This window comes from Vagococcus sp. WN80Y, assembly GCF_059621045.1.
This window is the reverse complement of sequence record NZ_JCAQHY010000175.1, coordinates 159,828-177,074: the sequence shown is the minus strand read 5'-3', so window position 1 is coordinate 177,074 and position 17,247 is coordinate 159,828. Positions and strand designations below refer to the sequence as shown.

General features: G+C 36.9%; 15 protein-coding genes and 1 other annotated feature. Of the genes, 4 read left to right on the top strand and 11 right to left on the bottom strand.

Annotated elements, in window-relative coordinates; all coding sequences use genetic code 11:
* Window position 1 precedes the first annotated feature (1 nt).
* The 3 genes from AC5KOD_RS22150 to AC5KOD_RS22140 form a co-directional block, all read right to left on the bottom strand.
* Window positions 2-970, bottom strand: coding sequence for a ring-cleaving dioxygenase (locus AC5KOD_RS22150; RefSeq protein WP_496916764.1), 969 nt, complete (start codon window positions 968-970; stop codon window positions 2-4).
* Between the two features lie 418 nt (window positions 971-1,388).
* Window positions 1,389-3,155: an ABC transporter ATP-binding protein gene (locus tag AC5KOD_RS22145; protein ID WP_496916763.1), complete on the bottom strand. Its 1,767-nt coding sequence runs from the start codon at window positions 3,153-3,155 to the stop codon at window positions 1,389-1,391.
* Window positions 3,152-4,882, bottom strand: a complete 1,731-nt coding sequence (locus AC5KOD_RS22140) for an ABC transporter ATP-binding protein (RefSeq protein WP_496916762.1) — start codon at window positions 4,880-4,882, stop codon at window positions 3,152-3,154. The genes AC5KOD_RS22145 and AC5KOD_RS22140 overlap by 4 nt, the downstream gene beginning before the upstream one ends.
* Window positions 4,883-5,592: 710 nt before the next feature.
* On the opposite strand from AC5KOD_RS22140, the gene AC5KOD_RS22135 reads away from it, so the two are divergent.
* The gene (locus AC5KOD_RS22135) at window positions 5,593-5,808 is read left to right on the top strand and encodes a DNA-directed RNA polymerase subunit epsilon (RefSeq protein ID WP_496916761.1); all 216 of its coding nucleotides are present in this window, start codon (window positions 5,593-5,595) and stop codon (window positions 5,806-5,808) included.
* Window positions 5,809-7,485: a ribonuclease J1 gene (gene rnjA, locus AC5KOD_RS22130; protein ID WP_496916760.1), complete on the top strand. Its 1,677-nt coding sequence runs from the start codon at window positions 5,809-5,811 to the stop codon at window positions 7,483-7,485.
* 63 nt (window positions 7,486-7,548) lie between these two features.
* Here rnjA and AC5KOD_RS22125 read toward each other — a convergent pair whose 3' ends face one another.
* The 6 genes from AC5KOD_RS22125 to AC5KOD_RS22100 form a co-directional block, all read right to left on the bottom strand.
* Window positions 7,549-8,001 (bottom strand): universal stress protein, encoded by a 453-nt coding sequence (locus AC5KOD_RS22125; RefSeq protein ID WP_496916759.1) that lies wholly within the window; start codon window positions 7,999-8,001, stop codon window positions 7,549-7,551.
* 119 nt (window positions 8,002-8,120) lie between these two features.
* Window positions 8,121-8,462 carry a rhodanese-like domain-containing protein gene (locus AC5KOD_RS22120; RefSeq protein WP_496916786.1) on the bottom strand — a complete coding sequence of 114 codons (342 nt, stop codon included), beginning with the start codon at window positions 8,460-8,462 and terminating at the stop codon, window positions 8,121-8,123.
* An 88-nt stretch (window positions 8,463-8,550) separates the two neighbouring features.
* Window positions 8,551-9,735 carry an ROK family glucokinase gene (locus AC5KOD_RS22115; RefSeq protein ID WP_496916758.1) on the bottom strand — a complete coding sequence of 395 codons (1,185 nt, stop codon included), beginning with the start codon at window positions 9,733-9,735 and terminating at the stop codon, window positions 8,551-8,553.
* 213 nt (window positions 9,736-9,948) lie between these two features.
* Entirely contained in the window at window positions 9,949-11,124 is a 1,176-nt protein-coding gene (locus AC5KOD_RS22110) for a cation:proton antiporter (RefSeq protein ID WP_496916757.1), read from the bottom strand.
* A 48-nt stretch (window positions 11,125-11,172) separates the two neighbouring features.
* Window positions 11,173-11,221, bottom strand: a sequence feature (sodium ion sensor (DUF1646 type); this cis-regulatory element may regulate processes involved in with the transportation of sodium ions).
* Between the two features lie 154 nt (window positions 11,222-11,375).
* Window positions 11,376-12,125 carry a rhomboid family intramembrane serine protease gene (locus AC5KOD_RS22105; RefSeq protein WP_496916756.1) on the bottom strand — a complete coding sequence of 250 codons (750 nt, stop codon included), beginning with the start codon at window positions 12,123-12,125 and terminating at the stop codon, window positions 11,376-11,378.
* A gap of 23 nt (window positions 12,126-12,148) precedes the next feature.
* Window positions 12,149-12,688: a 5-formyltetrahydrofolate cyclo-ligase gene (locus AC5KOD_RS22100; RefSeq protein ID WP_496916755.1), complete on the bottom strand. Its 540-nt coding sequence runs from the start codon at window positions 12,686-12,688 to the stop codon at window positions 12,149-12,151.
* 213 nt (window positions 12,689-12,901) lie between these two features.
* Between AC5KOD_RS22100 and AC5KOD_RS22095 the strand changes: the two genes are divergently transcribed.
* Together AC5KOD_RS22095 and AC5KOD_RS22090 are read left to right on the top strand one after the other, a co-directional pair.
* A complete protein-coding gene (locus AC5KOD_RS22095; RefSeq protein ID WP_496916754.1) occupies window positions 12,902-13,603 on the top strand; it encodes a DUF554 domain-containing protein in 702 nt (233 codons plus the stop codon).
* An 87-nt stretch (window positions 13,604-13,690) separates the two neighbouring features.
* Window positions 13,691-14,281: a hypothetical protein gene (locus AC5KOD_RS22090; RefSeq protein ID WP_496916753.1), complete on the top strand. Its 591-nt coding sequence runs from the start codon at window positions 13,691-13,693 to the stop codon at window positions 14,279-14,281.
* Between the two features lie 72 nt (window positions 14,282-14,353).
* Here the strand turns inward: AC5KOD_RS22090 and rpmG are convergent, their stop codons facing one another.
* Complete coding sequence (gene rpmG / locus AC5KOD_RS22085) at window positions 14,354-14,503, bottom strand: 50S ribosomal protein L33 (protein ID WP_023606847.1); 150 nt, start codon at window positions 14,501-14,503, stop codon at window positions 14,354-14,356.
* Between the two features lie 221 nt (window positions 14,504-14,724).
* Complete coding sequence (locus AC5KOD_RS22080) at window positions 14,725-16,842, bottom strand: penicillin-binding transpeptidase domain-containing protein (RefSeq protein ID WP_496916752.1); 2,118 nt, start codon at window positions 16,840-16,842, stop codon at window positions 14,725-14,727.
* Window positions 16,843-17,247: the final 405 nt, after the last annotated feature.

Sequence of the window (17,247 nt, the reverse complement as noted above, 5' to 3'; positions counted from 1 at the left end):
CTTATTCTCCTCTTCTTGTCGTATCAAATGGACGCACGGCACGTTCGATGAGCTCACGTTTCCCCTCCAAGAACGGCGGAAGTGATAGACTTTCTCCTAGTGTTTCATACGGTTCATCTCCCATAAATCCTGGGCCATCTGTCGCAAATTCAAACAAAATATGACCGACACGCACATACAACGATTCAAAGTAAAAACGATTCACATAACCAGAATGGCGCAGTCCTTCGTCATCTAAAATCCCTTGCCAATAAGTCAAGGCCTCTCTATTAGGTACTCTAATCGCCACATGGTGAACCTCTCCATACCCTTGTTGAGCATTACCTGTGTGGTGATCCTCTTTAATAATAATACTTGCACCATTGCCGCCCTCACCCACTTCAAATAACGTATACTCGCCATCTTTTGCCACTTCTCTGTAAGCTAGTGTATCCACTAACCAATGCTTCATTTTAGTATAATAACTAATAGTCAATTCAACTGGGCCTAGACCAACAATCGCATACTCATGTGGAACTGGCCCTTCTTGCCAAGGCACACCAGGAGCTACCCCAGTATCCCCTTCATCTGAAAACAACTGATAACGCTGATCATCAAAATCACTAAACCGAATCCCTTTTTTGCCAAAAGTATCAGTAATTCCCTCATGAATTACACCAAATTCATTTAGGCGATCGATCCAATAAACTAAAGCCTTGTCACTAGGAACCCGAAAACCTGTGCGAGAAATTGAATTGTTTCCTTGAATCCCTTTCAGGTTATTAGGAAAATCAAAGAACGTCATATCCGTTCCTGGATTCCCTCTATCATCTGCAAAAAAAGTGTGGTAGGTTTGAATATCATCTTGATTAACCGTTTTTTTCACTAAACGCATTCCTAATACCTCAGTAAAGAAGTGATAGTTTTTTTCTGCACTACTCGTCATTGCTGTCACGTGGTGAATCCCTAATACATCATATTTATTTGTCATTGTAACGACCTCCTGAATAATTATAGTAAGAAAAGAAACTTACTTTATGTAAGTATAATACCGTGAATAGACTTTCAATGCAACCTATTTGTTTGAACAACTCTTCTATACACAAAAGAGGGTAAGACAAAAGCCTCACCCTCTACTTAATTCACGAATATTATACGATAAACGCATTTCAAAAATCTCTTCACTAAGTTATCCCAAAGCACTTCACAACGTAATCACATTAACTTCTAAGCTCATAGCCATTATTCTTTGCGCTTTAGCGCTTAGAAATAAGGGACATCGCAGAGCCATTATTCTTTGCGCTTTAGCGCTTAGAAATAAAGGACATCAACAGAGTGTTAAAGTATCAACGATTACGCAGCACTAGTAGAACCCCTTTAGGTCCCAGCTTCGTCACTTAACTATCACTTTATTCATAATCAGCCTCTTCATTGAATTGACTGTTATATAATTGTTCATAGAAACCACCTTCGGCTAATAGACTATCGTGAGTCCCCTGCTCGATGATTTCTCCTTGATTCATCACCAAAATCAAATCAGCATCGCGAATGGTTGATAATCGATGTGCAATCACAAAACTCGTTCGGCCTTGCATCACCTTAGTCATCGCTTTTTGAATCAATGCCTCTAGGCGTGTATCAACTGAACTTGTCGCTTCATCCAAAATCAAAATTTTAGGATCTGAAATAACTGCTCTAGCAATTGTTAGCAATTGCTTTTGACCTAAAGAAACATTTGACGCTTCTTCATCAATTTCCATTTCGTATCCTTTAGGCATTGTTCTGATAAAATGATGAACATTAGCCGTTTTAGCTGCATCAACAACTTCATAATCAGTCACATCTAGTTTGCCAAAACGGATATTCTCTCCAATCGTATCATGATACAGCCAAGCATCCTGCAAGACCATTCCAAAAATTTCACGAACATCACTACGATTCATCCGTTGCGTATCAATTCCATCAATTTTAATTGCTCCGGAATTAACATCATAAAAGCGCATCAGTAGATTAATTAATGTCGTTTTACCAGCACCCGTTGGTCCAACTATTGCAACTGTTTGTCCCGGTAACACTTCAAAACTAAGATCTTTAATCAATGGCTTCGCTGGGTCATAGCTAAACGCTACATGATCAAACACAACGTGTCCTTCAATAGTCCTCGGCAATGGTTGATCTACATCATTCAAAATCTCTTCTTTTTCATCAAGAATTTCAAAAATCCGGGTAGTCGAAGCAGAGGCACTTTGCAAGACTGCCGCTAATTGAGTAATTTGTCCCATCGGTTGATTAACTTGCCAGATATATTGAATAAATGCCTGTAAATTCCCCACTGTTAATGTTCCAGCAATAATGAAAAAACTCCCTGTCACAGCAATTGCAATATAAGCTAAGTAAGAAGTCAACTGAACCAACGGCATCATCAATCCTGAAATAAACGCAGATTTAAATCCATAACCAGACAACCGATGACTAACCTCCTTAAAGCCCTCTAAGGTTTCTTTCTCTCGGCCGTAAAGCTTCAGCACATTGAATCCCGTCATATGTTCCGTCACATAACCATTCAAATCTCCCAAAGCATTTTGCTGACCTTGAAAATATTTTTGTGATTTAGACACAATAAAACGAGAAATAAAAATAGAAGCTGGAACCATCAAGATACTCATCAAAGCCATTTGCAAATTTAAAACAAACATCATCGTAACCGCCATAACAATTCCAAGAATAGCTGTCACAATCGCAATAAAACTCTGCTGCATCGCATTGCTTAATGCATCCACATCATTCGTTACCCGTGATAAAACTTCCCCTTGTTGATGAGTATCAAAATAAGAGACAGGCAATCGATTAATTTTTTGTGCAATATCTGTTCGCAAATCCTTCATTGATCCTTGCACAACTTTCGTCATGAGCACCACCGAAAAGTACTGTGCGGCGCTGTAAAAAACTGTAATAACCAGAATAGCAATAATTGTTTTCATAATGTAGGGAAAATTTATCCCTTCATTTTTTAAGACATTTTTCAAAATTTCAGTCGTTGGCAATCCAGTAACATAAGGAAGCAACACATTTAAGCCAACCGATCCGACAGTAAAAAGAACCGCCAACCAAAATTTGATTTTATACGGACGAATATAGTTCCATAACCGTTTTAAAGATCCAAGTGATTGTTTCATGCCAGCTCCTCCTCTGATAATTGAGATGAGGCAATGTCATAATAAATCTCACAAGATTTCAATAACTCACGGTGAGTACCAACCGCCACTACATCCCCTTCGTTTAAGACCACAATCTTATCTGCATGCATAATAGTACTGACACGTTGAGCCACAATCAGAACCGTTGACTCTGTCGTCTCTTTTTTCAAACGCGCGCGTAAACTAGCATCTGTTTTATAATCTAGCGCAGAAAAACTATCATCAAATACATAAATAGCTGGGCGTCTAATGATGGCTCGTGCAATTGCCAGACGCTGTTTTTGACCTCCAGAGAAGTTTGCGCCACCTTCAGACAATAACTCATCATAGCCATCAGCTTTTTGAGAAATAAACTCAGTAGACTGTGAAACCTCTGCAGCATAAAGCAAATCATCTTCTGTTGCATCCCCTTTACCGAAAAGCATATTCTCTCGAATAGTTCCAGTGAAAAGCAAAGCCTTCTGAGGTATAAAACCGATTTTTTCTCGTAAAGCTGCTAGATTATACGCCTTAACATTAACCCCATCGATTAAGATTTCTCCTTTGGTCACATCATAAAATCGAGGAATTAGCTGAATCAATGTCGACTTACCACTCCCTGTACTCCCAATAAACGCCACCGTCTCACCAGGATTGGCAGTAAAACTAACGTCTCTAATAACCGGACTTTCCGCTGCACCAGGATAAGCAAAGGTCACATTTTTAAACTCTATAACACCTTGAGTTTCCGTTTCTTTAATCCCATCTGGATTCTCTGAAATCGAGGTTTCCGTATCCAAGACCTCTTGAATTCGATTAGCAGATACCGCAGCTCGGGGATACATCATAAAGACTGATGCAAAAAGCATAAATGAAAAGAGTGCATGAAAAACATACTCAATAAATGAAATTAATTTACCAACTTCTAATTGACCTAAATCAATCTGTTTAGCACCAAACCAGATAACTAAAACCATGATAATATTAAACAGAAAATAAAACCCTGGCTGTGCAATAGCTACTAGCTTAAACAGTTTCGTTGAACTGGCAGCATAATTTTCATTCACTTTATCAAAGCGTTTTTCTTCAAATTTTTCATTGACAAATGCTCTAATAACACGCAGTCCAGATAAATTTTCACGTAGGATCATATTAATTTTATCCAAGTTTTGCTGTTGTTTCTCTGATAAAGGTTCTGAAATTCTAGCAATAATAATAACCCCAAGCAACAGAAATGGAATCGCCAAAAAAACAAATTTGGACAATGAGACACTTTCTCGCATAATCATATAAAGACTAGCGGCAAACATCATCGGGGTCATAAAACCTAAACGCAAAAATTGTCCTAAAAACATCATCACTTGATACGCATCATTGGTCGTACGAGTAATCAGCGAGGAAACACCTAACTTTTCATACTCTTGATGGGAGAATGTTTGCATCGTTTCAAACATATCATCTCTAATATCAATAATAATAGCCGTATTCAACTTAGATCCGACATAGGTTAACAACATGTTTAAAGTAACACCTACTGCAATAATAATCAGCATAAAAATCCCCATTAACTTTACGTAATCAAAATTCTTATCCTTAACCCCTACATCAATCATTTTACCAAGTAAGGTTGGCAATCCTAACTCAATAATGATAAAACCAAACACACATAAAAAATTAAGTAACAGCAATTTCTTATGACGCATGGTGTACTTCCACATTAGTTTCAACTAATCATCTCCAATCATTAGATTTTTTTATAACTTGGCATTACTTTTGTTAACCATCTTTCTATAGAATTTTTGATTATGACGCTCCATTTATGCTTATTAAAAAATAATCCCTCTAGCTACAAGGAATTAGTCATAGAATTTTTTATCTAAAAAAACTGACAACTGGTTGCTATACGTGATCGCTTAAAACTAGCCACGTAGTTGCTTAGCCTTTTACTTGCAATCAACCTTATAAAGGTTGACTTGAAGGGTGATAGTAAGTAGCCAGTAAAACAAATTAGTACGGCCCATAGTATTAACTAGTTAAATATATCACATTTTTCCTAGATAAACCAAATATTTCACTGAGTATCTGAAAGAGTCCTCTGGCTGACTTCTAAATTGAATTCTATAATTGCTTTATCTTCCTTAGTGTACTTATTGCTGAAATTATGATAGAATTATTTTAATTGTAACAAACACGTATTTTATCAAACAGTTGACTATGTATGAGTACATACTGACAGATTGGAACAAAGACGAGGTTCCATGGCACTATTAACCCAGAGTTATAGTGAGTTTAATAAAAAAAGCAGGTGAATTTCACCTATCTTTCGTGTGTTCAAATTAATATTTGCACGTCTTAACGTGTATAACATATAGGGTTTGCCATAAGATTTGCTAGTCAGATGAATCCTATGGCGCCTAATAAAAAGGAGAAATGATACATGATTTTTAAAGTTTATTACCAAGAAACAAAAACAAGAAACCCAAAGAGAGAGCAAACTCACTCTCTTTATATTGAGGCAGAAACAGACGTTATCGCTCGCCAACTTGTTGAAGACAATACCCCATATAACATCGAACTAGTCCAAGCGTTAGAAGGTAACCACCTAGACTACGAAAAAGAAAATGCTGAGTTTACGCTTACGGAGTTTAACTAAATGAAGCCCACAATAAAAAACAATGAAACAGGTGTTTTTGGGATTGGTGGATTAGGTGAAATAGGAAAAAATACATACGGGGTACAATTTCAAGATGAAATAATTATCGTAGATGCGGGGATTAAATTTCCAGAAGATGATTTACTTGGCATTGACTATGTTATTCCTGATTACAGCTATATTGTCCAAAATATTAAGAAAGTTAAAGCGCTTGTCATTACTCATGGTCACGAAGATCATATTGGTGGCGTGCCTTACTTATTAAAACAGGTCAATATCCCCATCTATGCTGGTCCACTTGCACTAGCATTAATCAAAAATAAATTAGAAGAACACGGGTTATTACGAGATGCTGAGCTTCATGAAATTAATGAAGACACAATCATTAAATTCCGTAAAACTGCCGTCAGTTTTTTCAGAACAACCCACAGCATACCAGATGCTCTCGGTGTTGTCGTAAAAACTCCTTCAGGTAACATCGTCTGTACCGGAGATTTTAAATTTGACTTCACGCCAGTTGGTGAGCCACCAAACTTACAAAAAATGGCAAAAATTGGCGAAGAAGGCGTTCTTTGCATGCTATCTGATAGTACAAATGCAGAGGTACCTGAATTTACTAAATCAGAAAAAACAATTGGACAATCAATTGAACATATCTTTGAAAAAATCGAAGGGCGAATTATTTTCGCTACCTTCGCTTCTAATATTTTCAGATTACAGCAAACTGCTATGGCTGCTGTAAAAACGGGTCGTAAGGTAGCTGTTTTTGGTCGTAGTATGGAAAATGCTATCATCAATGGACAAAAACTTGGGTACATCAATGTCCCAGACGATACCTTTATTGATGCCCGTCAAATTAATAGTGTACCCGCCAATGAGATGCTGATTCTTTGTACAGGGTCTCAAGGTGAACCCATGGCCGCTTTAAGCCGAATCGCAAACGGAACTCATCGTCAGATTCAAATTCAACCTGGCGACACCGTGATCTTCTCTAGTTCTCCAATTCCTGGAAATACGATGAGTGTCAATCGTGTGATTAACTTGCTTTCCGAAGCTGGTGCAGAAGTCATTCATGGCAAGGTCAACAATATTCACACCTCTGGTCATGGCGGACAACAAGAACAAAAACTAATGCTTAGCTTAATGAAGCCTAAGTATTTCATGCCTGTTCATGGTGAATATCGAATGTTGCGAGTTCATACTCAACTAGCTCAAGATACTGGTGTGCCAAAAGAAAATTGCTTTATTTTAGAGAATGGGGATGTCCTAGCCCTCACGGAAGAAAGTGCTCGAGTTGCAGGTCACTTTAATGCAGGTGATGTTTATGTCGATGGCAACGGCATTGGTGATATTGGAAATATTGTCTTAAGAGACCGCCGAATTCTATCTGAAGAAGGACTTGTCTTAGCGGTCATTACCGTTAATTATGATAAACAGCAAATTATGGCTGGCCCTGATATTCTATCTCGTGGCTTCATCTACATGCGTGAATCAGGTGATTTGATTAACCAATGTCAACGAATTTTAGCTCGTGCCGTAAACAAGGCTTTGAAAGAACCTGACTGTAATGAGGCTAAGTTAAAAGAAGTCATTACAAGTACTCTAGATCCTTTCTTAGTAGAAAAAACAGAGCGTCATCCGATGATTCTGCCTATGGTACTAACCGCTGATAATTAATTAAACTAAACAAAGAAGCACTGACAATTTTCCCTAAAATAATTGTCAGTGCTTCTTTTCATTTTAGCCCCCTAACTCTGGATTCTTTACAACTAAAACATTGCACTTAGCATGTTGAACAACATAACTCGTTGTCGAACCAATTATCAAACGATTAACGACTCCTTTCCCTGTCGCACCAATGATTATCAGCTCTATATCATATTGTTCAGCCACAAATGTTGATATACTCGTCTTAGGATTGCCTAACCTGATTATTGGCACAACATTATCAAGATCATGAGATTTAGCCAGTGCCAAGTACTTATCCATTTCTTTCTCAGCAGCCTCCTCCTCTTCTCTGATGATTTCTCCATACGCAAAAGGACTATAAGAACCTGACTGATCGTTGATCACCTGTAAAATGTGTAAAGAGGCATGATTGCGTTTAGCAACTTCTACAGCATGCTTAAAGGCTAATTCTGAATTCTCGGAACCATCAACAGCAACTAAAATCCGTTGGTAATTACTTAACATAGGAAACAACTCCTCTCTTTTGATACTTATAGTATATCACTAAATAGAGAACGGTTACATTTTAAAGTGGAAATCGCCCATCTATTCTCAACAGAACGAAAATAGATGGGCGACATTTACTATTTCTTTTTAATTTTTCCAGTCCAACCGTTATAGCCACCTTTTAAAATATAGATGTCAGTATAACCATTTTTCCGCAAAATATTAGCTGAACGAATGCTCAACGTCTTCTTTTGATCATACAAAAAGACTGGCAAGTCTTTTCTAAGAGACGAATGAACTTGTTTAAAAGTCGAATAAGGAATACTTCTTGCACCCAAAATATGGCCAGCATCAAAAGCATCTTTTTCACGGACATCAATAATTTGTCCCTTACGCATAATTTCTTTAAACTCTGCTTCTGTTATTGTCTTGGCAGATTTTTTCGCCATCAATCGAAGATATAGTTCATTTCCTGCCATCCATAAAATAATGGCAAATAAAATAATATTGATAATTAAAAATGGGCTAATAGTCACGATATTGCTTCCTCTCTAATAAAAAACTTGATTACTTAAATTGCAAAGCCAAAGAACTCGCACCAATGACTCCCGCTTCGTTCCCTAATTGTGCCAACTTGATTTTGGTACTTTCTCTAACCTGAGGGAATGTAAATTGATCAAAATAACCTTGCACTCGACTTCTTAAGAACTCACCTGCAGCAGATACCCCTCCACCAATAACGATATCAGTTGGATTAAGCATGTTTCCAATATTGCCACACGCTAGACCTAAGTAAAAGGCTACTTTATCCACTACCAATAAAGCAAAATCATCGCCTTCCTCAGCAAGCTCAAAGACCGACTTACTACTCACATCCTGTCCGTCATCTATGATATATTTCAATTTAGAATCACCTGAATATTCCTCCGACATAGTTCGAGCAAGACGAACCACACCAGTTGCACTTGCAACTGTCTCTAAACAGCCTTTTTTACCGCAAGTACAATCAAAGCCATTGATTGGTTCAACTGTAATATGACCAATCTCTCCTGCCGCTCCAACAGCACCATGTAACAAGTTCCCTTCGGCGATAATACCGCCACCGACACCAGTTCCCAAAGTAATAAACGTTACCTCTGGACTGTTCTCACCAGCGCCCTTCCAGCGTTCGCCCAATGCGGCAACATTCGCATCATTGTCAATTGCAAATGGAATCCCTAACTCTGATTCAATTTGCTTCTTAACTTCTTGAAGAGTCTTCCAGTTTAAATTATAAGCCCCGATCACGGTTCCAGCAACGCGGTCAACCGTCCCTGGTGTGCCCATACCAATGCCAATAAAATCCTCTGGTTTCATTTTATACAAGTCAAGACGATGACGAATCGACTGAATGATTTCAGGAACAATCAAACTTCCCTCTTCTTCAATATTCGTTTCGATACTCCATTTTTGCTGAACGTCACCCTCTACTGTTAAAATCGCAAACTTAACAGTCGTTCCTCCTAAATCAATGCCAATTAATTTGCCATCCACAACTTGTTCCTCCTTATTCTTCTCACGCGCCGTTTCAATTCTGTGTTCACGTGTTAAAATTAGTTTCATTTGTTGATATACCTTTAATTCTAAGATACCTGCCTCATACAAACTATCAATCTCAATTCCCATCATCTCGATATCCCATAAACGCTTACCAAGATAAACGATAGTTCCATATGATTTTAAGACTTGCTGGACATCATAAAGTGTTTCCATTTGATGACACTTCCTTATCTTAATTTCTCGCTTCACTGACCCTTTCTCACAAAAAAAGAGCCGACAAGAAAAAGTAAGCTAGTGCTTATTATACCTAATAAGAAGGAGCTTTGGCAATGGTTAACCGAAGAATTACTAGAATTAGTCCCTATTTCAGCAGATTGCTCATAAAAAGAAACCTGAATGGCTAACTGACCACTCAGGCTTCCTCTTTTAGGCTTTAGTTGCTTCTGAACTTCGTTCGATAAAAAACTTAATAAGTAACGGTGAAATTAATGTTGAGATAATAATCGCGACCACAATAGCAGAGTAAATACTGCCAGTAATCAGATCTAGACCTCGACCAAGCTGTACGATGATTAATGCCATTTCTCCGCGGGAAACCATCCCAGCCCCAACAATCCACGAACGGTTGGCCTCAATCTTAGATAAACGACCACTGATATAGCCCCCCAATAATTTGGAAAGAACTGCCGCTACCGATAAGATGATAATAAAAATCGCATGCTCCTTAAAAGCAGAAAACTGTAAATCTAACCCAATTGACACAAAGAAAATCGGAATAAATAGAGAATAGCCAATAGTTGACACTCGACTCTCGACAATATGCTTTGAGCTATGTGAGGAAAGTAATAACCCCATAAAGAAGGCACCAATTACATCACTCATTCCTAATTTTTCAGATAATAAGGCAAAAGCAAAACAAAGGACTAAGGCAACAGCTACTTCTGCTTCCGTCGCAATCAGTTTTTTAGCCACTTTCATAATTGGGTTGAGTAAAAACTTAGCAAACAAATAGATGATCACAAAAAATAATAGTTTAGTTCCGAATAAGTCCCAGAAGAACTGCCCATTAAAAGTAATCACACCATTCATGTTGACAATCGTTGAAAAAATACTGACTAATAATACAACCACAATATCATCAACCACAGCAGCACCTAGAATAATAGAGCCTTCTTCCGTATCCAGACGACGATATTCTTTTAGTACTTGGACAGAAATACTCACAGATGTTGCACTGAACACTATACCTAAAAAGATGGAACTAATCAGTGACAAGTTAAATATCGTCCCCACAAGTCCGCACAAAATTAGTGGAAAAAGGATTCCTAAAATGGCAACGGAAATTGACGGCTTTAGATATTTTTTCAATAAATTGAAATCACTCTCCAAGCCCGCCAAGAACATCAATAAAACAACACCAATCTCTGAAAATAAATGTAACGCATCTGTCGGTTGAACCAAATTAAATAAAGCAGGTCCGACTATAATCCCGACTAACAATTCACCAATAACAGCAGGTATCCCAATCCTGCTACACAGATGGCTAGCAACTTTGGTTCCTAAAAGAATCACGATAATAGCAATAATCATTGTTTCAAACATTGTAAAACTCCTTTCTCTACACAAAAATAGACAGTCTGACTTTCTGTTTTCTTCCCGCCCTTTGAAGAAAAAACCTTGAAAGCATAGCTGCCCAACCGAAACGCCTATTTACTTTTTATTTTTATCACTTATTTAGTATGCCATGAAAAATGAAAAATATCAAAATTTTTGCGTGTTTTTTTTCAATTCTATTACAATTATTAAAAAAAACCTTTAACGGCTTCTCTTAAGAAGTCTGTTAAAGGTCATTATTAAAAACCTAACACATCTCTAAATCCATACAATAAACAAAAGACAATCAAGAAAACAAACATCAAACCAAATCTAATTCGCCGATGGATATCATGAGAACTCGCTTCATAATGAGTTCCTTTGAGTGCTGGGATAGAGATCACGAAGCCCAATAAGAATCCTCCTAGCGCTCCGCCAACATGACCTAGTATATCAATCCCACTACTAAATAAATTCATCACTAAATTTAGAATAATTAATGTTAACATTCGTTGAGACATCAATTGGATCATTGGATGATGAGGATATACTCGGCCAAGTGCAACAAAAATACCAAAAAGACCAAATAAAGAGGTACTAGCCCCGGCAGAAATTGAATTAGGATTACCAAAAGCAAAACTCAACGCATTTCCAGCAACACCCGTAAGTAAATAAATAGCTAAAAATCGCCAATGCCCTAATATTCCTTCTAATTGTATTCCAATAAAATAGAGGGTTACCGAATTAATAATTAAATGCATAAAACCAATGTGAACAAAAATCGGCGTAATAAAACGCCAGTACTCATGAAGATGGGTCACCATCACTTTAACCATCGCCCCATGAGAAATCAAAATACTGACATCCTCAGAACCATTAATTCCTAGTCCCGATCCTAACCCAACAATTGTCATCGAAAGAAAAACAATGATTTGAATCCCTAATAACAACCAGACCATCAAGGGCATGTTTTTAATTCTTTTCAACTTCATTTCTGTTTGATAATTCATTAAATCCTCCTTACATCTCTAGCTTATTCTAAAAATAAGTTGGCAACAGCTATATCAAAGCTCCCTGGTTCCCATGCTTGATTAACTTGTTCTTTAAAAACTAAGCTACAGGTTTTACCAGAATAATCAGCCAAGTAACGATCATAATAGCCTGCTCCAAACCCAATTCTGTAACCGTCTAGCCTAAAAGCCACGCCTGGTACAATCAATAAATCAAGATGACTTCCCTCCATTATATCACCTTTCACTGGTTCCTTGACGCCAAAGTTACTTTCTTCATAAATTGTTCCAGAAGTAATCTTAATAAAATCCATTTTCCAATTTGAACCGGTTTTTGGAACCGCAATCACTTTATTTTCTTGCCATCCTTTCTCAATAATCTGCTGAGTCGATAGCTCTAATCCCATACTAAGTGTTACCCCAACACTTTTGGCTTCTTGCCAAATTGGTGATTGAAACAATTGACTAATAAGAGAATTTTCTTGCTGTTGTTTGCTTTTTTCATCTAAACTTAACACTCTTAATTTGCCGAGTACCAATTGGCGAACGCTTGCCTTATCCATATCACACCTACTTTCAAGTTAATGGTAACTTGTAACTACTACGATTATCTATCACAAAGAATATAAAAACAACTACTAAAGATAAATTTCTTTTGCTAGTATTAGTAAAGTAATTGTTTTAGATAACGAAACAAAAAATTATATTCTTGCTTCGCGACTTATCATATAATGGAAAGATAATACTTTTCAGAGTATGGAACAGGAGTGTGTTTTATGATTTTAATAGGGTCATTAGTAAATGGATTAGCTATCATTTTTGGAAGTTTAATGGGGATTGTCTTACGTAATATCCCAGAAACAACAAAAGAATCAGTCACAAAAGGAATTGGCTTAGGTGTGATTGTTTTAGGCATACAAATGGCTTTCAAAACAACGTCTTTTATTGTTATTCTAATCAGTCTTTGCCTAGGTGTGATGATTGGTGAGTTTTTGAAAATTGAAAACCGGATGGAACAACTTGGAATGTTTTTAGAAAAACGCTACGCAAAACCGGGCAATAATTTTGCAGAAGGCTTTGTGACTGCCTCTCTTATTTTTGTCATTGGCTCCATGGGGATTATTGGCGCAATTGAAAGTGCCGTCTCATTCAACCATCAAACATTATTTACTAAGTCCGTAATGGATGGTTTTATGGCTATTATGCTAACAGCAACCCTCGGCTCAGGCGTGCTTTTTTCGGCCTTTCCAGTTTTTCTATATCAAGGAATGATCACATTATTTGCTAGTGTCATTGTTCGATATATTCCAAAAGAATTATTAGATCTTATCATGCTAGAAATTAGTTCAATAGGTGGTTTAATGATCTTAGGGATCGGCTTAAATATTATGAATCTAACAAAAATTAGAGTCTCAAATTATTTACCTGGCCTGCTTATATTAATTATCATTGTCACAGTTAAATTCTACTATTTTTAAATAAGAATGACATGCTCTAACAAACAGAAAACATCACAGATCGACTAAATCAAGCCTCATAATACAATAAGGAGTTATATAGCAGACATGTTAACAATCAAAAAATTACGAACGAAACTACTGCTTATCGTAGTGGTGGGGACTTTATTTTGTTTTACGATGATTGCAATTCCCTTATTTCATCCACAGCAAATAAACAATTTCTTTGCAAATAATTACGGAGCCATCGTTGGAGATAGTCGTGGTGATTGGACAGATTTTGATTTTAAAAAGCAACAAGCATTTAGCTTAACTAATAGTGATATGAGAATTTATTACGCCAAAAATGGAAGTTTCAGTTTAGAACCTGGGCCATATAGAACGGATCACGTCTCTTATGATGTCACTTATCACTCAATCTATGATGACTATTTTAAGCATTTTTCTAACCAGAAAGTTTCTAAATGGGAAATTATTTCTCATCACTATCTCGTTACAAAAAAACTATCTAGTGATGACCTATTAAAAATTTATTTTGATCATGACTACTTGCCTGAAAAAGCCGAGTTCTATACAAATGGACAAGATGAACTATTCACAATAGAGTACCAATTTGTTGAGCAATCAGACTATGATACCGTCCAAGTAGATGAAACAGAAGTAAATGCGGATATATGGGAAAAACTAACTGAAGATTAACTTTTCTCTCTCAAAAAGTAAAAAAGCTAGAAACCTTAATACATAAGGCTTCTAGCTCACTCTTGCAACTAATTATTTTGTTTCACGGTGTAGCGTTACTTTACGCTCACGTGGACAATATTTTTTCACTTCCAAACGATCTGGATTGTTACGTTTGTTTTTATTTGACAAGTAGTTACGCTCTTTACACTCTGTACATTCTAAAGTAATATGAACTCGCATGATATTCCCTCCAAACATTTCAAGACTATGAGTAGATTCTCTCACCTCAAATATCATATCATTTTTTTTTATCAATTACTAGCCTTTTGGGAAAATTTGTTAAGTAGAACTACTTTACAAGCAAAAATCGTAGTAATCAAAACAACTGTCTCATCTATTCTCTTCTAATCACTCAAAAAAAAAGGCAAATCACTAGGATTCACCTCTCATATTGTCACTTATTATTTTTCATAAAAGTCATAATACGCATTTAGAATTTCTGCCGTAATATTTGTATTCAAACGATCTTTTTCATCCTTTATATGAGGAATGATAATCGTCACCGCCACTTTTGGGTCCTCATAAGGCGCATAAGCCACCATTGTGCTATTGATAAGTTCAATTGGATTCTTCGGATCAAGAGGATTTTCTTTTGGTACTTCAGCTGTTCCTGTTTTACCAGCTGCTGTGTATCTTGTCGCAGGCATGCTTGCAGCGGTTCCGCCACCATTAATTACTTGATACATCCCCTGTTGAATAATCGATAACTGTTCCGGTGTCCCAACTGATGTCATCTCTTTAGGCTCAATTTTCTGCTCTAATTCTCCTAACGCCCCGTCTGGATCATTTCCATAAATCCCTTGAACTACATGGGGAGCAACTTTAACACCATTATTAGCAATTGTGGAAATATACTGTGCCACCTGCATCGGTGTATAAGAATCAAAGTTACCATAAGATAAATCGAGTAAGTTACCCATTCTACCTGCTTTCAAATTTCCATCACTGTCAAAGTTTGTTCTAGAAATAAAGCCGGCACTTTCTCCCGGTAAATCAATCCCTGTCAATGTCCCTAAGCCAAAATCTTCATACGTCGTTCGCAAAATATCAAAAACCTCAGGATGCGAGCCTAAAATCATATTTGGCGTATAAGTCTCTCCCATTAAAGCAAACGCAATTTTCATCATATAAACATTGGAAGATTCTCTTAAAGCGTCTATCGCCGTCATTGAGCGTGCGCCATAGGTGAAAACCGATTTCTTAACCGGGTCACCTTGTAACTGAATCACTTCATCAACTAGAGCTTGGTTACCAGAAATAACACCATTGTCATAGCCTGCCATAATGGTTGCTCCCTTAATAGAAGAACCGGGTGTAAAGACGCTGTTAATTGTCCCTAGAGTATCATCTTTCAACTCTCCTGTCTCCTCATCACGCTTCAAGCCAACCATTGCGTTAACTTCGCCCGTTCGAGGATTATTTACAACCGCGTAAATGCCTTCTGAATACTGAGTTTTTCCACTGGCTTCGATAATACTGTAATTTCGACGAAGGATCTCTTCAATCCTTTTCTGAAATTCCATATCAATCGTTAAAACCAAATTTTTTCCTTTTTCTCCTTGATAAACTTTCTTTTCTGATTCAATCGCATTCTTTTGAGTATCAATAATGATTTCAGATTGAGATTTAGTCCCTCTTAAGACCGGTTCATATTCTTTTTCCAAATAGCTAAGTCCAACTCGGTCATTACGCGCATATCCTTTAGCCAGATATTTCTCGCTTTCCTCTTCTGGAAGACCCGTTTTTTCTGACGAAACAATCCCTAAAATACTACTCATAAAGTCACCTTTAGGGTATTCACGTTCCCAATCCATCCCTGTCGAAACGCCAGGGATATCTGTCGTATGTTCGCCAATAATCGCAATTTCTTCTTTAGTCACGTTTTTATTTTTAATATAGACAGGCGTCATCGCATAAGCACCGTTTATTTTTTTAAAGACAGTCGCCGCCTTCATAGTAGCCTCGTCAAATTGAATTTCTTCTGGCTTAACCTTTGCCACTGTATTTTTATAAACCTCTGAATTAGATAACTTAGGATCACTTTCTTTATCTGATAAACGAGATTGAGCTTCCTTCAAATTGGCTTCGTCTGCTAACCAAAAGTCCTTTTTGTCTCGTTCAGTCAAATCCTCTGGCTCAATCACAATGAGTTCAGCAATTTTTCTCGATGCCTCTAGCATCTCCTGAGATTTCATAGTTTGTTTTTTAGTATAAATAATGGCTTGATTGGCTTGATTTCCTACCAGTACTTCGCCTTTAGCATCGTAAATCATCCCCCGAGGCGCATTTCCTTGAACCACTGACTTTTGTGTCCATTCAATTTTTGTCTCAAAATAAGCCCCATTAGCAATTTGTAAATAAGCAAGTTGGACAAGTAATGTAACAAATAACGCAAACACAATGAAAAAGAGAAAGTTTAGACGGAAAGGAATATGTGATTTCCTATTTCCCTCCTTATTAGTAGCTTTTTGTAGTGATTTATTAGATAATTTAAATTGTTTTTTTTGTGTTTCTTTCATAAGATCTTTTTCCTTCCAATCAGATGACTAACTTTATTTAGCATCTTTTATTTTACCTAAAAAGGACGTCAATAAAAAGCCTAATAGAAAAATTTTAAGGCAATTTAAAGAAAAGTTAGACACTCCCAAGAAGTATCTCATTTATTAAGGTAAATGGCAAATAGAAATAGAGCCATTTTCATTCTAAATTAATTAAACGAAATGACGTTCTATCTCTCATTTTTTGTATGACTCAAACACTTAATACGTGAAAATCAATCCAGCAAAAAAACATTAACGGTCACCCCCTCATCCTCAATACTTTTAGTTGTCCTCTCCCCTGTTATCTTTGAAAAATAGAAACCCAAAATCATGCCTGATACTGTCACGCATATAATAACACCTTTCAATCTCGCTTTGTATCAT

Bases quoted from the DNA above. Each gene is read 5' to 3' on its own strand.
- AC5KOD_RS22090 (WP_496916753.1), top strand. From the start codon at position 13,691: ATGTTAACAATCAAAAAATTACGAACGAAACTACTGCTTATCGTAGTG.
- AC5KOD_RS22135 (WP_496916761.1), top strand. From the start codon at position 5,593: ATGATTTTTAAAGTTTATTACCAAGAAACAAAAACAAGAAACCCAAAG.
- AC5KOD_RS22125 (WP_496916759.1), bottom strand. From the start codon at position 8,001: ATGTTAAGTAATTACCAACGGATTTTAGTTGCTGTTGATGGTTCCGAG.
- AC5KOD_RS22095 (WP_496916754.1), top strand. From the start codon at position 12,902: ATGATTTTAATAGGGTCATTAGTAAATGGATTAGCTATCATTTTTGGA.
- AC5KOD_RS22120 (WP_496916786.1), bottom strand. From the start codon at position 8,462: ATGGCAGGAAATGAACTATATCTTCGATTGATGGCGAAAAAATCTGCC.
- AC5KOD_RS22080 (WP_496916752.1), bottom strand. From the start codon at position 16,842: ATGAAAGAAACACAAAAAAAACAATTTAAATTATCTAATAAATCACTA.
- AC5KOD_RS22150 (WP_496916764.1), bottom strand. From the start codon at position 970: ATGACAAATAAATATGATGTATTAGGGATTCACCACGTGACAGCAATG.
- rpmG (WP_023606847.1), bottom strand. From the start codon at position 14,503: ATGCGAGTTCATATTACTTTAGAATGTACAGAGTGTAAAGAGCGTAAC.
- rnjA (WP_496916760.1), top strand. From the start codon at position 5,809: ATGAAGCCCACAATAAAAAACAATGAAACAGGTGTTTTTGGGATTGGT.
- AC5KOD_RS22105 (WP_496916756.1), bottom strand. From the start codon at position 12,125: ATGAATTATCAAACAGAAATGAAGTTGAAAAGAATTAAAAACATGCCC.
- AC5KOD_RS22145 (WP_496916763.1), bottom strand. From the start codon at position 3,155: ATGAAACAATCACTTGGATCTTTAAAACGGTTATGGAACTATATTCGT.
- AC5KOD_RS22110 (WP_496916757.1), bottom strand. From the start codon at position 11,124: ATGTTTGAAACAATGATTATTGCTATTATCGTGATTCTTTTAGGAACC.
- AC5KOD_RS22115 (WP_496916758.1), bottom strand. From the start codon at position 9,735: ATGGAAACACTTTATGATGTCCAGCAAGTCTTAAAATCATATGGAACT.
- AC5KOD_RS22100 (WP_496916755.1), bottom strand. From the start codon at position 12,688: ATGGATAAGGCAAGCGTTCGCCAATTGGTACTCGGCAAATTAAGAGTG.